Genomic DNA, 14,369 nt, shown 5'->3' on the forward strand with positions numbered 1-14,369 from the left:
GGGCGTCGTCGTGCACGGCGACGCCCACGACCGCCTTTCCCCGGACGGACCCCACCATGACCCGCATCCTCGCCGCCGTCGCCGCCGCGCTCCTGCTCGTCCTCGGCGTTCCCGGCCTCGCCGCCGCGCAGAACGTCACCTGGGGCGTGCGCCCCGCCGACTCCGCCCTCGGCGAGAACCGGCCGAACTTCGCCTACTCCGTCGCGCCCGGCGCCGCGGTGACCGACTCGCTGCTGGTGAGCAACCACGAGCAGCGGGCGCTGACGTTCGCCGTGTACGCCGCCGACGCCTTCACGACCTCGTCGGGTCAGCTCGACCTCAAGGCGGCGGGCGAGCCGTCGACCGGCGCGGGCGCGTGGGTGCGCTTCGACGCGCCCACCGTGACCGTCCCGGGTGGACAGACGGTCGCGGTTCCTTTCACCATCACGGTTCCCGCCGACGCGACGCCGGGCGACCACAGCGGCGGCGTGCTCACGTCGTTGCGCGTCGAGTCCGAGTCCGGCATCACGGTGGACCGCAGGCTCGGCGCCCGGATGCACCTGCGCGTCGCCGGCACGCTGGCTCCCTCGGTCGAGGTCCGCGACCTGAAGGTGGCCTACGACGGCACGCCCAACCCGGTCGGCAAGGGCACCACGACCGTCGACTACACCGTCGTCAACACCGGCAACACCCGGCTCACCGCGCAGCACACCGCGCGCGTGGACGGCCCGTTCGGCTGGTTCGGCGCGGACGCCTCGGTCGAGCCGATCCCCGAGCTGCTGCCCGGCGAGAGCGTCACCCGCAGGATCACCGTCGGGTCGCTGCCCGCGGGTCGGCTGGCCGCCGCGGTCACCGTGACGGCGTCGGTGCCCGGTGGCGCGGAACTGGCCGCGGTGACCGGGGCCTCGACCGCGATCGCCATCCCGTGGTCGGTCGCGGTGTGCCTGCTGCTGGTGCTCTGCGTCGTGCTGGCACTGCGCGCGCGTGGTCGGGCGAGGGCCGCCGCCGAACAGCGCCGGATCGACGCCGCCGTCGCCACCGCGTTGAAGGCGAAGGAGGACTGATGCGCGCGCTGCTGCTCGTCGCGGTGCTGGTGCTCACCGGGTGCACGACGCCGCCCGGCGGATCGAGCGGACCGGCGAAGGCGGGCGACCGCCCGGCGCTGTCCGAGCTGACCCCGGTGGCCGACCCGCGCAACCACGAGGGTCCGACCACGGCTTTGGTGGCGCACAACGACATCGTGCCCATCGGCACGCCGACGCCGAAGCTGCCCGCGACCGTCACCGACAACCAGGGCACCTCGGTCACCGTCACCGACACCGGCCGGATCCTCGCGCTCGACGTCTCCGGCACGCTCGCCGCCACCGTGTTCGGCCTCGGGCTGGGCGACCGCGTGGTCGGGCGGGACGTGTCGACCGGCTTCCCGGCCGCGCAACACCTCCCGCTCGTCACCGTGAACGGCCACCAGCTCAACGCCGAGGCGATCCTGAACCTGCGGCCCACCGTCGTGCTCACGGACACCACGCTCGGCCCGTGGGACGCGGTGCTCCAGCTGCGCGACGCCGGCGTGCCCGTCGTCGTGCTGGATCCCACGCGGGGCCTGGAAACCAACACGCCGATCGTGCACGCGGTCGCCGCCGCGCTCGGCGTCACCGAGGCGGGCGACCGGTTGGCCGCGCGGATGGAGGAGGAGGTCGCGGACACCATCGCCCAGATCGGCAGGCTCGCGCCGTCCGACCCGGCGCGCAAACCCCGCGTGGTGTTCCTCTACATGCGCGGCCAGGCGGGCGTGTACTACCTGTTCGGCAAGGGTTCCGGCGCCGACTCGCTGATCCGGGCGCTCGGCGCGGTCGACGTGGCCACCGAGGCCGGGCTCGACGGCATGCGGCCGATCAACGCCGAGGCGTTGGCCAGGTCGAAGCCGGACGTGATCCTGATGATGACCAACGGGCTCAAGTCCGTCGGCGGTGTCGAGGGCGCGCTGGCGGTGCCCGGTGTGGCGCAGACGCCCGCGGCCCAGCACCGGCGGTTCATCGACATGGCCGACACCGAGATCCTCGGCTTCGGGCCGCAGACCGCCGCCGTGCTCGACGGGCTCGCCCGAGCCCTCTACGCGCCGTGACGGCCGTCGAGGTGAGCCCGGTGCGCAAGCGCGGGCGCACCAAGGTGTTCGTGCTGTTCGCGGCACTGCTGATGGCACTGGTCGTGGTCGCGCTGGTGTCCGCGGGCGCCGGGCAGTACGGGCTGCCGGTGTCGGACGTGCTGCGGGCGCTGACCGGCCGACCGCTCGCCGACCCGTACGCCGAGGGCGCCCTGTGGGCCGTGCGCTTCCCGCGCGTGGTGATGTCGCTGCTCGTCGGCGCGGTCCTCGGGGTGTGCGGCGCGTTGATGCAGGGCACGTTCGGCAACCCGCTCGCCGAACCCGGTGTCGTCGGCGTGTCCTCGGGCGCGGCCGTCGGCGCGTGTCTGTCCATTGTGTTCGGTTGGACGTTCCTCGGCGCGTTCACCACGCCCGGCGCGGCCTTCGTCGCCGGGTTGATCACCACGTTCGCGGTGTACGCGCTGTCCCGGTCGGGCGGTCGGACCGGGACCGTGTCGATGATCCTCACCGGGGTCGCGGTCAACGCGGTCGCGGGCGCGGTGGTGGCGCTGCTGATGTTCGTCGGCGACCAGGCCGCCCGCGAGCAGATCGTGTTCTGGCAACTGGGTTCCGTCGCGGGCGCGCGGTGGTCCTACGTGTGGGTCGTCGCGCCGCTCGTGGTCGTCACGGCGGTGGTGGCACTGGCCGCGGCGCGCCGGCTCGACCTGCTTTCGTTGGGGGACAGGCAGGCCAGGCACCTGGGCGTGGATGTGGAACGGCTGCGGCTCGTGGTGATCTGCGCGGTGGCGGTCGGGGTGTCCGCGGCGGTGTCCTACGCCGGGATCATCTCGTTCGTCGGACTCGTCGTGCCGCACCTCGTGCGGCTGGTCGTCGGACCGGGGCACCGGGTGCTCGTGCCCGCCTCGCTGCTCGGCGGCGCGGTGCTGCTCGCCGCGGCGGACCTGGCGGCGCGCACCGCGGTCGCCTACGCGGACCTGCCCATCGGCATGGTCACCGCGCTCATCGGCGGGCCGTTCTTCTTCTGGCTGCTGCGCCGGACCCGGACCAGGGAAGGGGGTTGGGCGTGATCACGGCCGCGGACCTCACGGTGCGGATCGGCGGCGCCACGCTGGTCGACGGCGTGTCGCTGGAACTGCGGGCGGGCGAGGTGCTCGTGCTCGTCGGTCCCAACGGCGCCGGCAAGTCGACGCTGCTCTCCGCGCTCGCGGGCGACCTGCCGAAGGCCGACGGGAGCGTGCTGCTCGACGGCGTGCCCGTCGGCGACTGGCGTCCCGTCGAGGCCGCGCGGCGCAGGGCCGTGCTGCCGCAGCACAACCCGGTCTCGTTCCCGTTCGACGTGCGGTCGGTGGTCGAGATGGGGCGCGCGCCGTGGCACGGCACCCCGGCCGAGGACGACGACGAGGCCGAGATCGACGCCGCGTTGCGCGCCACCGGCGTCGGGCACCTGGCCGACCGGGCGTACCCGACGCTGTCCGGCGGCGAGCAGGCCCGGGTCGCGCTGGCCCGCGTGCTCGCCCAGCGCACACCGGCGTTGCTGCTGGACGAGCCGACCGCCGCGCTCGACGTGCGGCACCAGGAACTCGTGTTGGCGCTGGCACACCGGCACGCGCGCGCCGGCGGTGGCGTGCTCGTGGTGCTGCACGACCTCGGCCTGGCCGCCGCGCACGCGGACCGGGTGGCGGTGCTCGAGGCGGGCCGGATCGCCGCCGTCGGCCCGCCCGCCGAGGTGTGCACCGCCGAGCTGCTCACCGCCGTGTACCGGCATCCCGTCGAGGTCTTCCCGCACCCGCGCACGGGTGTTCCCGTCGTGCTTCCCGTGCGGTCCCGAGAGGAGCAAGAGTGTCTTTCGTAGCCAAGGTCTTCGGTGCGGCGGCCGCCGTCCTCGTCGCGGGGGCGCTGCTGCCGGGAACGGCGGACGCGGCGGCCCGGGTGAGCGTGTCGGCGACCACCGCGGACCCCGACTACGCGACGCCGGTCGACGTGGGCGGCAGCGGGTTCCAGTCCATCGCCAAGGCGCACGGCGGGATCTACGTGCTGTTCGGGTGGGTCGCGGACGGCGCGTGGCAGCCCAGCAAGGGCGGCGCGGTCGGCGCGACGTACCGGTACGTGCAGGACAGCGAGGCCAAGGACAACAACGGTTACCAGCGGTTCGTCGCGTTCCCCGGCGGTGACACGGCGAGCAGCGCCAACGGCGGCGTGGTGGCCGCGGACGGCACGTGGAGCGCGCGGATGGTCATCCCGGGCGCCCGCTTCCGCGCCGCCGACCGCTCGGGCACCACCTCCGAGGTCGACTGCACCAAGGTGACCTGCGGCATCATCACCATCGGCGCGCACGGCGTGGTCAACCCCACCAACGAGACCTTCACCCCGATCCGCTTCGCCGCGCCCGCCGGTCAACCGCGGGTGACGCAGCCCGCGGCCGTGCCGACGACCGGCGCGCCGGCTCCGACGGCGGCGGCTCCTCCCGCCACCGCCGCGCTGCCCGCCCGTGCCGCGGCGTTGACGGCGGGTTCCGGCGCGGTCGCGGCCGGTGGCACGGTGCCGGTCACCGGGTCCGGGTTCGCCGCCGACGAGCAGGTGACCGTCGTGCTGGGCGAGCAGAAGCTGTTCCTCGCGCCGGCCAAGGCGGACGCGGCCGGCGCCGTCGCCTACACCGCGGCGATCCCGGCGGACGTGCCGGCGGGCGCGCACGCGTTGCAGTTCACCGGGTCGACGTCGGGTGCGGTCGGCACGGTCGCGCTGACCGTGTCCGCGGCCGCCACCCCGGTCGCCGCCCCGGCCGCGGTGGCCGAGCAGCAGTCCCCGACGCGCTGGTGGCCCGCCGCGGCCGGCGTGCTCCTCGTGATCGTGGTCGTGGCCGTCGTCGTGCTGCGCAAGCGGAAGAAGGCAAAGGCATGAGCATCCCCGTCATCGCGAGCCTGCTGTTCCTGGCCGCGCAAGGCCCGACGACCACCACCCCGGTCACCACGACCACGCCACCGCCCACGACCACGACGGTCGCCCCGACGACGACCACCACCGTGCCGCCTCGGACGACGACGACGACCACCACCACCACCGCGCCCCCGGCGCGGGCCGCCGCCGAGACGACGACGACCACGACCACCGCCGCCCCCGGTTGCGACCTGACCGCGGCGAACGCCCGGCAGGGCGACCTGGTGTGGGGCTTCAAGAAGAGCTTCCGCCAGTACGTGGGCGTGGGCCTGGCCGGCGCCACCGGCAACTCCATCACCGCGACCGACGGCGCCACGATCACCGCCCTGGACGAGGTGGTCCGCGACGGCGTGCCCAACCCGACCGGTGTCCCGACGGGCGCGTACCGGTTCACGTTCGACTCGGCGGACTACACCTCGCCGACGACCTTCACGGTCCGCTACCGGGGCACGGTGACCTTCGCCTACCCGACGCACTTCTTCACCCTGCTGCTCTCGGACCCGTGGGTCACCACCGCGAACGGCGCGACGACCCTGTACGCCGACGTGGAGCTGAAGGCCACCCAGGGCGCACCGGCCCAGCCGACCAACCTCCCCGACGTGGACCTGGCCCACCTGACCGCCCCGGCGGCGATCCCGACCGACGGCCTCCTGACCTGGCCCGCCGTCCCGGCGACGTTGACCAGCGCCGAGGCCTTCGCGGGCTTCTACCAGGCGGGAACCGACCTGGACCCGGTCACCCTGAACCTGGGAGCCGACTGCGCCACCACCCCGACCGCCCCACCGACCGCGAACCCCACCACCCCACCGGCGACCGGCGGCACCGACTCCCTGATCCCGGAAGCCGTCTACCGCCCGACCACCCCCACGACCGCGCTCGCGTACACCGGCGTCGACGCCGAACACACCCTGTGGGCAGGCGTGGTGGTCCTCCTCTCGGGCCTGGCCCTCCTCCTCGCCACCTACCGCCCGGCCCACCGCGACACATGACGAGGTACCAGCCGATCGCCGTGCCAATGGGCGAAACCTTTTCCCCCGACCGCGCGATACTGCCGTCGACGGCACCGCGGAGGGGAGAATGCACATGGGCGTCGAGTCCTTCGGCATCGAGAAGGAGTTCCTGAAGGACCTGCTCACCCAGGTGGACAAGGGAGAGGCGCAGTTACCCGAGTTCCAGCGGGGCTGGGTCTGGCCCGACCGCAACATCGTCGCCCTGATCGCGTCGATCTCGCTCGGTTATCCGGCCGGGACCGTGATGATGCTGAAGCAGGGCGGCGATGTCCGTTTCAAGACCAGGCCAGTCGAAGGAGCGCCCCACTCCGTCGCCGTACCCGACCGGTTGATCCTGGACGGGCAGCAGCGACTGACCTCGCTCTACCAGTCGCTGTTCAGCGACTCGTCGGTGAAGACCCACGACGTCCGCAACAAAGCCACGCGCGGTTGGTTCTACATCGACATGGAGAAGGCCCTCCTCGGGGACGGGGATCGCGAGGACGCGGTGGTCTTCGTCCCGGAGAGCAAGGTCCGGGTGGACTTCCGGGGGCACGCCCTGGTGGACCTGTCCTCGCCGGAGCAGGAGTACGCGAACCGCATGTTCCCGTGCACGGCGGTGTTCAACTCGATGCAGTGGATGATGGGGTTCGTCCAGCACTCGCCCGAGCGGCAGCAGGAGAACCTGACGTTGTGGAGCAGGTTCCACGAGGCGGTGGTCCGGCGGTTCGAGCAGTACCAGTTGCCGGTGATCGAACTGGGCAAGAGCACGCCTCGCCAGGCCGTGTGCCAGGTCTTCGAGAAGGTCAACACCGGCGGGGTGACCCTGACCGTCTTCGAGCTGTTGACCGCGACGTTCGCCGCCGACGACTTCGACCTGCGCCGTGACTGGGTCGACCGTCGGGCGCAGTGGAGCGGTGGCCCGTACCGCATTCTCGCCGAGGTCGCCAACACCGACTTCCTCCAGGCGGTGACCCTGTTGGCCACGCACGAGCGCCACCAGGCCGCTGTCGAGGGCGGCCGGGACGAGATCGCCGCCCCGCGCATCGGTTGTCGACGGGCCGACATGCTCAACCTCGCCTTGAGCGAGTACCGCAAGTGGGCGCCCACCGTGACCGGCGGATTCAAGTCGGCCGCGCAGTTCCTGCACTCGCAGCACATCTTCGACACCCGGTTCCTGCCCTACGGCAGCCAACTCATCCCGCTGGCGGCGATCTTCGCCCTGCTGGGAGGCAAGGCCGAGACGGTCGGCGCGCGGAGGAAGATCTCCCGCTGGTACTGGTCCGGCGTGTTCGGCGAACTGTACGGCGGCACCACGGAAACCCGGTTCGCGCGTGACGTGCCCGAGGTCGTCGCCTGGGTGACCGGCCGGGGCGGAGAACCCCGCACCGTTCAGGAGGCCCAGTTCTTCGCCAGCCGCCTCCGGTCCCTGCGAACCCGGGGTTCCGCCGCCTACAAGGGGATCTACGCGCTGTTGCTCCAGGCCGGCCCGGTGGACTGGGGCACCGGATCGGACATGTCGGACGAGAACTACTTCGACAACGCGGTCGACATCCACCACGTGTTCCCCAAGGTCTGGTGCGAGAGGCGCGGCATCGTGCCCGGCGACTACAACTCGATCCTGAACAAGACCCCGCTGACCGCTCGCACCAACCGGCTCATCGGCGGTCGCGCACCGTCCGTCTACCTCCGCGGCCTGACCAGGACCGCGGACACCACCCCGGGACAGGTCGACCGGAACGTGCAGTCGCACCTGATCTCGGCGATCGCGCTGCGCCGCGACGACTTCGACGCCGCGATGAGCGCCCGGCAGGACGCCCTCCTCCGGCTCGTCGGTGAGGCGATGGGCAAGGACCCGCAGATCGACGTCGACCAGGTCGATTCCTGATCGAGGGGACGTCGGGCGCTTCCTCGGCCACCTCCTGGACATCGCAGCCGTGGCCGGGGAGTTGTTGCCGGTGTTGCTCGGACCCACCTGTCTCGGCGAGTTGCGCACGGCCTTCGCGGTCTCGGGGGACGCGGCCGAGATCGCGGCGGCGGTGGCGGGACGCCATGGTGGTCGACGTCGCGCGCGCACTCGGACTGCGCGACCCGGGTGAGTGGGAGTGGGCCCGGGTGCGGCTCGGGGTGGGTGCCGGGCCGGCGCCGGCCGCGCTGACGACCGTGAGCGACCGGATCGCCTCCGACGTCGCCCACCGCACGGCGGAGGCGCAGGTCGCCTGGCTCTGCGGCAAGGGCGAGCGGCACGGCTTCGTGATCCCGACCGGCCTACGGCTGCGGCCTCCTCGGCCTCGCGGCACCGCGCCGTTCCTGATCGCGGCCGACCGTCGGGTGATTTCGGGGCAATAGGCCGAAAAGCGAGGTTGTTCCGCGCGGGTCGCCCGCCGGCGGGCGCGGCCGATTCGTTCAGCACCGCGCCGGGCGGGCGACCCCGCGCGGCGTGGATATGTTCACCGGCGCATCATTGACGCCCGCCCCGGGCCACCGCAGGATTCGTATGCCTCAAGCGGTGTGGCGCCGGGGCCCGCCCGGACGCCACTGTGGACAGAGCAGCGGAAGCACGCGTTCCACCTGACCGTCGGCGAGAGCCGCGATCGAAGTGGTGATCCTGGTGACGATGTCGTTGTTGCTGTTCGGCGTGCCCGGACGACGGGGCGCGTGGCCGAGTCCCCGACACCAAGGGATTTCCCGGTGACCGCCGGGAATCCGCCCACCTCCTACGCCGATCTCGGGTGCGCCGGGCTCGACCGGGCGCTGACCGCGCTGGAGTTCGAACCCGGTCGGCGGGCCCGGATGGTCGAGCGGTTGCGCGCATTGGTGTCCCCGTGGGGCGGTGACCCGGTCACCGGCCTGGGCGGGCACTTCTCCTACGCCTCCAGCGACGGCGCGCCGCTGGAACTGGGTGTGGCGTGGTCACGTCGCGGCGTCGAGGTCCGGGCCTACTACGAGCCGCTGGGAACGCCGCCCACGCCCGAGTCCAATCAGGACACCTCGGTTGCCGCGACGAGGGACCTGGCCCGGCACCCCGGTGTCGTGCTCGACGACTACCTCCAGGTCGAGGACCTGTTCCTCGCACCACGACCGGAAGGTCCGTTCAGCGTGCTCGACGCGGTCCTGTGGGACGAGGACGGCACGCCGTGGTTCAAGGCCTACCTCAACCCGCGGGCGCACGGCGTCGACCTCGCCGGGAAGGTGCTCGCCGAGGCGGCCGGACGACTGGGCATCGGTCCGGCGTGGACGGTGGCGGCCGACCGGTACGCCCGCGACCACGGCGACCGGGCGCCGACCCTGTTCGCCCTGGACCTGGTGCCGCGCGACCGGGCCCGCGTCAAGGTCTACTTCACGCACGCCGGCGTCGACGCGGCCGGGATCGAGCGGTTCGCCGCGTGCGCCGCCGAGCACGAGCCGGGCAGCGTCGCGCGGCTGTGCCGGGAGCTCCTCGGTACCGACGGCCCGTACCCGGGCAAACCGCCGATCACCGCGCTGGTCTTCCGGCCGGGCGACCCCGTTCCCCGGTCGACGGTCTCCTATTTCCCCTTGTGCCCCAACGTGTCCGACGACGCCGTCGCGGCCGGGCGGGTCACGGCGCTGCTGCGCGCGACCGGCGTCGACCCGACGTCCTACCTGGCCGCGCTCGACGCGCTCGCGGTCGGATCGCCCGCCACCTCGCGGGTGCAGACCTACGTCGGGTACCGCGGTGGCGCGGACCCCCGCGTCTCCGTGTACTTCGCGACCGGCGCGTTCGGCGGCGTGCCGCGACCAGGCAGTGGAGAGGAAAGCGCATGACCGACGAGATCGTGGTGGTGCCCTCCGGGCAGACCTACGAAGGCAAACAGGGGCACGCGTTCTTCGCGGGCATCTCGACGGAAACGGCCGGCTCACGGGGTTTGTGCATGCACCTCGTGCGCATCCCGCCCGGCGCCAGGGACAACCCGCACCGGCACGACGGCCACGAGTCGGCGATCTACGTGATCTCCGGCGTGGCGGAAGGCCGCTACGGCGCGGACCTGGCCAAGCGCGTCACCGCGAACCCGGGCGACTTCGTCTACATCCCGGCCGGTGTGCCGCACCAGGCGATCAACCCCAGCACCACCGAGCACCTCGTGGCGATCATCGCGCGCACCGACCCCCACGAGCAGGAGAGCGTCGTGCTGCTCCCGGATCCCGACGAGGCTTGAGGAGCCGACCCATGACCACCACCGCGCACACCACCCGCCACGCCCTCTGGATCGACGGCGACTGGCGTACCCCCGCGGGCTCCGCCGAGTTCGCGGTGTCCGACCCCAGCACCGAGCAGGTGGTCGGCAGCGTGCCCGCCGCGACCGCCGCCGACGTCGACCGCGCGGTGGCCGCTGCCGCCGCCGCGTTCCCCCGCTGGTCGACAACCCCGTTGTCGCAACGGATCCAGGCCCTCGCAGCCCTGCTGGACGGCCTGCGGAAGCGGGCCGAGGTGTTCACCGAAACCCTGTCGCTGGAGGTCGGCGCGCCGCTGACGGTCGCCCGGTTCCTCCAGTTCGGGTTCGCCGTCGACACCGTGCGCTCCTACCTCGACCTGCTGCCCGGCCACCGGTTCGAGGAGCGGCTCGGTTCGTCGCTGGTGCTGCGGGAGCCCACCGGCGTGGTCGCCTGCATCACCCCGTGGAACCTGCCGCTGGCGCTGATCGTGCAGAAGGTCGTGCCCGCGCTGGCCGCCGGCTGCACGGTGGTCCTCAAGCCCAGCGAGATCACCCCGCTCAACGCCTTTCTGCTGGCCGACGTGCTGGCCGAGTGCGACCTGCCGCCCGGCGTGTTCAACCTGCTCAGCGGCGACGGCCCCACCGTCGGCGAGGCGCTGGCCGCCCACCCCGGCGTCGACATGGTCACCCTCACCGGGTCGACCCGCGCCGGCCGCCGGGTCGCCGAGGTCGCCGCGCGCACCGTCAAGCGGGTGCACCTGGAGCTGGGCGGCAAGAGCGCCAACATCATCCTGGACGACGCCGACCTCGAGCAGTGCGTGCGGATCGGCGTCGACCAGATCAGCCTCAACAGCGGCCAGACCTGCCTCGCCTGGAGCCGGATGTTCGTGCCCCGCGCGCGGCACGACGAGGCCGCCGCGCTGGCCGCGAAGTTCGCCGACGGCTACCGGGTCGGCGATCCCCGCGACCCGGAGACCGCCGTCGGACCGCTGGTGTCCGAGGCCGCGCTCCAGCGGGTGCGGCGCTACGTCGAACTCGGCCGGGAGGAGGGCGCGGACCTGGTCGCCGGCGGCCCGGACCGCCCGTCGGACCTGGAGCGCGGCCACTACATCCGCCCGACGGTGTTCGCCAACGTGCGCAACGACATGACCATCGCGCGGGAGGAGATCTTCGGCCCGGTGCTGTCGATCATCGCCTACGAGGACGCCGACGACGCGGTGCGGATGGCCAACGAGTCCGACTACGGCCTGCACGGCGCGGTCTGGTCGGCGAGCGACGCGCGGGCGCTGGAGGTGGCCCGCCGCGTGCGCACCGGCCAGGTGGACGTCAACGGCGCGCCGCTGAATTTCACCGCGCCGTTCGGTGGCTTCAAGCAGTCCGGTTTCGGTCGCCAGTGCGGTCCGCACGGCCTCGGCGAGTTCCTGGAGCTCAAGGCCATCCAGTTGCCCCACGGCGCGGCCGAGGGCGAGATCCAGGGCGCCATCCGGCTCACCGGGCACTGAGCACGGCGGCACCGGGTCGACCGGGTGCCGGGGAATCGGGACCGGGCCTTTGTAGGGGGTGCCGGCAATTACCGGCAACCGGTCGACGGCGGTGTGCGGCAGGCGCAGTAGCGGTACCTCCGCGAGGACACCAGGTGCGACCGGAAAGAGTAGAGACGAACCCGGTCGGCGGCGATACGCTCGTCGGGGCGCCGAATTCGGCGCCGCGCGGGCCGGGGGACTGCGGTCGATTGCGGGTTCGCGCATTCGGCCGCCCCCCGAATCGAAAGGCGTGGAGTCTTGTCCATTGCGCGGAAAATTGCGGCGAGTGCGTTCGCGGCGCTGGCCTTCGCGGGAATCTCGGTGGTCGCGGCACCCGCTGCGAACGCCAGCGGTGAAGCGGCGAACAAGTGCGTCAAGGTGTCCGTCGACTACACCCGCACCGGCCCGGTGAGCTGGCACGTGAACTCGGCCAGGGTGGACAACAACTGCGCCCCGTTCTACGGCCACTTCCAGCTGGCCAGCCCCTACTTCAACTACTCCAACGGGGACTCGCCCTCGTCCACCGGGTTCACCGTGCCCATCAACCAGGACTGGGGCGGCACCGGCCTGTACGTGTGCGGCACCGGGTGGTTCAAGGTCACGCCGACCTTCTGGGCCGAGAACGGCTACGCCTGCGTCGGCTTTTCCTGAGCCGGCGGTATCGCTGCGGAAAATCCCCGGTACGAGCGTGCCGGGATTTTCCGCTACGCCCAGTCCCAGGCGACTCCGCGAATTCCGGGTGACACGTCGGTGGAGAACACGTGCGCCGGTGTGCCGGCAGCGAAGAACACGTCCGCCACATCGCGTTCGGGCGCCGAGAACGAGGTGCGGCTGAACGACCGGCAGGAAACCGGAAGCGCCCCCGGCGTGAACCGGATTTCCAGCAGGTGGGTGCGGATCGGGTAGCGGAACAACCGGTTGATCGTGGTGTCCGGCCGGTCGTCGGTGTAGTCGTACTCGTACTCCACGATCGCCGTCTCACCCCTCGCGAGCGCACGGGGCAGGACCAGTTCCATGATCGTGAACCCCTGCTCCGGCAGGGTTTCGACGCGTCCCGGCGCGCAGTACCGGGTGGTGATCAGCCGCGGTGCCCGCCCCGGGCCGCCGCGCGCGGGGACGACGCGCGTGCGGGCGTCGTCGGCGACCGCGCGCACCACCTCGCGGACGCGGTGCCGGCGCTGGAGGCGGTCGGCGTCGACCTCCACCGACTCGCACAGGTCGAGGATGACGAGCGGGAGGTCCCGGCTCCCGCTGAGGTCGGCGAGCAGCGGGAGCACGCCGCTTCGGTTGCCCCACAAGCGTTCCCCGCCCACGACGCGGCGCGGGAGGTCGGCGTGGTGCGGTTCGGCGTGGTCGAGCAGCGCGGTCAGCGACCCTTGCGGCAGCCCGAGCACCGCCTCCAGGACCTCGACCGCCCGGCGCGAGCCACCGCGGGTGGGCACCGTCCGGCCGCACCGCCAGTTGCTCAACGTCGTGACGCTGACCGGAACCCCCGCCAGGTCGAGCCGGTTCCGCACCCGTGCCAGGCTCAGGCCGCTGCGGTCGATCGCCAGGGACAGCGCGTGGTGGAACGGTCCCAGTGCCAGCGCCCGGGCCAACCGCTCGTGCGGACCCGGCCAGGGTCGGTTGATGATCGCCATGACGCCTCGTTCGCGCACCGGGAGCAGCCGGGGCGCCACCCTCCGTGAACGTCTGGTGCTATCACGCCGGATCTTCTTGCCACAACCCGACTTTCGCCGGGTCGTTTCCAGTTGAAAACCGTGCTACTTCCAGCGGGGTTTCTCCGCCGGACGGCCGATCTACGTTCGTCCGGTACCACCGGATCACCGATCCGGACCCCTGCACCCTGCACCCTGCGGGTCATCCGAAGGAGAACCCATGCGTCAGTCTCATGGGCGGCTCGTCCGCGCGGCCACCCTGCTCGCCGCCGGCGTCACCGCACTGAGCGCGCTCACCACCGCCACCGCCGTCGCCGCGCCGACGACGCCGACGGGCACGTCGCCCGCCATCATCGGCGGCAGCACGGCCCAGAACCCGGGCTACATCACCAGGTTCAACGGCCACTCGGGCACCTACACCTACTTCTGCACCAGCACGCTCATCGCGGCGCGCTGGGTGCTGACCGCCCGGCACTGCGTGTTCGACAGCAACAACCGCCAGATCTCCGACATCGACCTGTACGTCGGGTCGAACCAGTCCAACGGCGGCACGCACGTCAAGGCGTCGGCGGTCTACACCTACGGCAGCGGCGACCTGGCCCTGCTCAAGCTCAACGCCAACGGCGGCACCACGTTCGCGAAGCTGGCGTCCGGCACCGGCGACGCCAGGGTCAACGACGCGGCCACCGTCTACGGCTGGGGCTCGACCAGCAAGGACAACGAGGGCCAGAACCAGTCCCCGGTGCTGAAGAAGGCGGAGGTGACCATCTCCAGCGTCAACTCCCAGGACTACGTCGGCGGTCCGTCCATCCAGGCCCGCACCCCCAACGGCGCGGTCGCGGGCGGCGACTCCGGCGGTCCCATGCTGGACAAGGGAATCCAGGTCGGCGTCGCCTCCACCAGCAACCGCTCCACGGTCACCGACTACGCCTCGGTCGGCGCGGCCCGCAGCTGGATCCGCCAGATCTCCGGCGTCTGATGATCACCAGGTCGTGCCGCGGGACTCCCCG

The 14,369-nt window shown here is 72.4% G+C and carries 14 protein-coding genes; 13 read left to right on the forward strand and 1 reads right to left on the reverse strand.

Going from position 1 to position 14,369, the window contains the following annotated elements; translation table 11 throughout:
- The 12 genes from AB0G50_RS17315 to AB0G50_RS17370 form a co-directional block, all read left to right on the forward strand.
- Positions 1-1,043: DUF916 domain-containing protein (locus AB0G50_RS17315; protein WP_360108920.1), on the forward strand; the 1,043-nt coding region annotated here is incomplete at its 5' end.
- Positions 1,043-2,101: an ABC transporter substrate-binding protein gene (locus tag AB0G50_RS17320; RefSeq protein WP_360108923.1), complete on the forward strand. Its 1,059-nt coding sequence runs from the start codon at positions 1,043-1,045 to the stop codon at positions 2,099-2,101. The genes AB0G50_RS17315 and AB0G50_RS17320, both read left to right, overlap by 1 nt.
- Positions 2,098-3,147: an iron ABC transporter permease gene (locus tag AB0G50_RS17325; RefSeq protein WP_360108926.1), complete on the forward strand. Its 1,050-nt coding sequence runs from the start codon at positions 2,098-2,100 to the stop codon at positions 3,145-3,147. Before AB0G50_RS17320 ends, AB0G50_RS17325 begins: the two co-directional genes overlap by 4 nt.
- Positions 3,144-3,932 (forward strand): heme ABC transporter ATP-binding protein, encoded by a 789-nt coding sequence (locus tag AB0G50_RS17330; RefSeq protein ID WP_360108929.1) that lies wholly within the window; start codon positions 3,144-3,146, stop codon positions 3,930-3,932. The genes AB0G50_RS17325 and AB0G50_RS17330 overlap by 4 nt, the downstream gene beginning before the upstream one ends.
- Positions 3,920-4,978 (forward strand): hypothetical protein, encoded by a 1,059-nt coding sequence (locus AB0G50_RS17335; RefSeq protein WP_360108932.1) that lies wholly within the window; start codon positions 3,920-3,922, stop codon positions 4,976-4,978. The genes AB0G50_RS17330 and AB0G50_RS17335 overlap by 13 nt, the downstream gene beginning before the upstream one ends.
- Positions 4,975-6,003, forward strand: coding sequence for an HtaA domain-containing protein (locus AB0G50_RS17340; protein WP_360108935.1), 1,029 nt, complete (start codon positions 4,975-4,977; stop codon positions 6,001-6,003). Before AB0G50_RS17335 ends, AB0G50_RS17340 begins: the two co-directional genes overlap by 4 nt.
- 94 nt (positions 6,004-6,097) lie before the next feature.
- A complete protein-coding gene (locus AB0G50_RS17345; protein WP_360108938.1) occupies positions 6,098-7,891 on the forward strand; it encodes a DUF262 domain-containing protein in 1,794 nt (597 codons plus the stop codon).
- 164 nt (positions 7,892-8,055) lie between these two features.
- Positions 8,056-8,352 (forward strand): hypothetical protein, encoded by a 297-nt coding sequence (locus AB0G50_RS17350; RefSeq protein WP_360108941.1) that lies wholly within the window; start codon positions 8,056-8,058, stop codon positions 8,350-8,352.
- Between the two features lie 342 nt (positions 8,353-8,694).
- A complete protein-coding gene (locus tag AB0G50_RS17355; RefSeq protein WP_360108944.1) occupies positions 8,695-9,789 on the forward strand; it encodes a tryptophan dimethylallyltransferase family protein in 1,095 nt (364 codons plus the stop codon).
- A complete protein-coding gene (locus tag AB0G50_RS17360) occupies positions 9,786-10,181 on the forward strand; it encodes a cupin domain-containing protein (RefSeq protein ID WP_360108947.1) in 396 nt (131 codons plus the stop codon). The genes AB0G50_RS17355 and AB0G50_RS17360 overlap by 4 nt, the downstream gene beginning before the upstream one ends.
- A gap of 11 nt (positions 10,182-10,192) precedes the next feature.
- Positions 10,193-11,680 carry an aldehyde dehydrogenase family protein gene (locus AB0G50_RS17365; RefSeq protein ID WP_360108950.1) on the forward strand — a complete coding sequence of 496 codons (1,488 nt, stop codon included), beginning with the start codon at positions 10,193-10,195 and terminating at the stop codon, positions 11,678-11,680.
- A gap of 399 nt (positions 11,681-12,079) precedes the next feature.
- Complete coding sequence (locus AB0G50_RS17370) at positions 12,080-12,352, forward strand: hypothetical protein (protein ID WP_360108953.1); 273 nt, start codon at positions 12,080-12,082, stop codon at positions 12,350-12,352.
- Between the two features lie 53 nt (positions 12,353-12,405).
- Here AB0G50_RS17370 and AB0G50_RS17375 read toward each other — a convergent pair whose 3' ends face one another.
- Positions 12,406-13,341, reverse strand: a complete 936-nt coding sequence (locus tag AB0G50_RS17375) for a hypothetical protein (protein ID WP_360108956.1) — start codon at positions 13,339-13,341, stop codon at positions 12,406-12,408.
- Between the two features lie 238 nt (positions 13,342-13,579).
- Between AB0G50_RS17375 and AB0G50_RS17380 the strand changes: the two genes are divergently transcribed.
- A complete protein-coding gene (locus AB0G50_RS17380) occupies positions 13,580-14,338 on the forward strand; it encodes a trypsin-like serine protease (protein ID WP_360108959.1) in 759 nt (252 codons plus the stop codon).
- Positions 14,339-14,369: the final 31 nt, after the last annotated feature.

It is taken from the genome of Actinosynnema sp. NPDC020468 (genome assembly GCF_040642015.1).
In the GTDB taxonomy this organism is placed as follows: domain Bacteria; phylum Actinomycetota; class Actinomycetes; order Mycobacteriales; family Pseudonocardiaceae; genus Actinosynnema.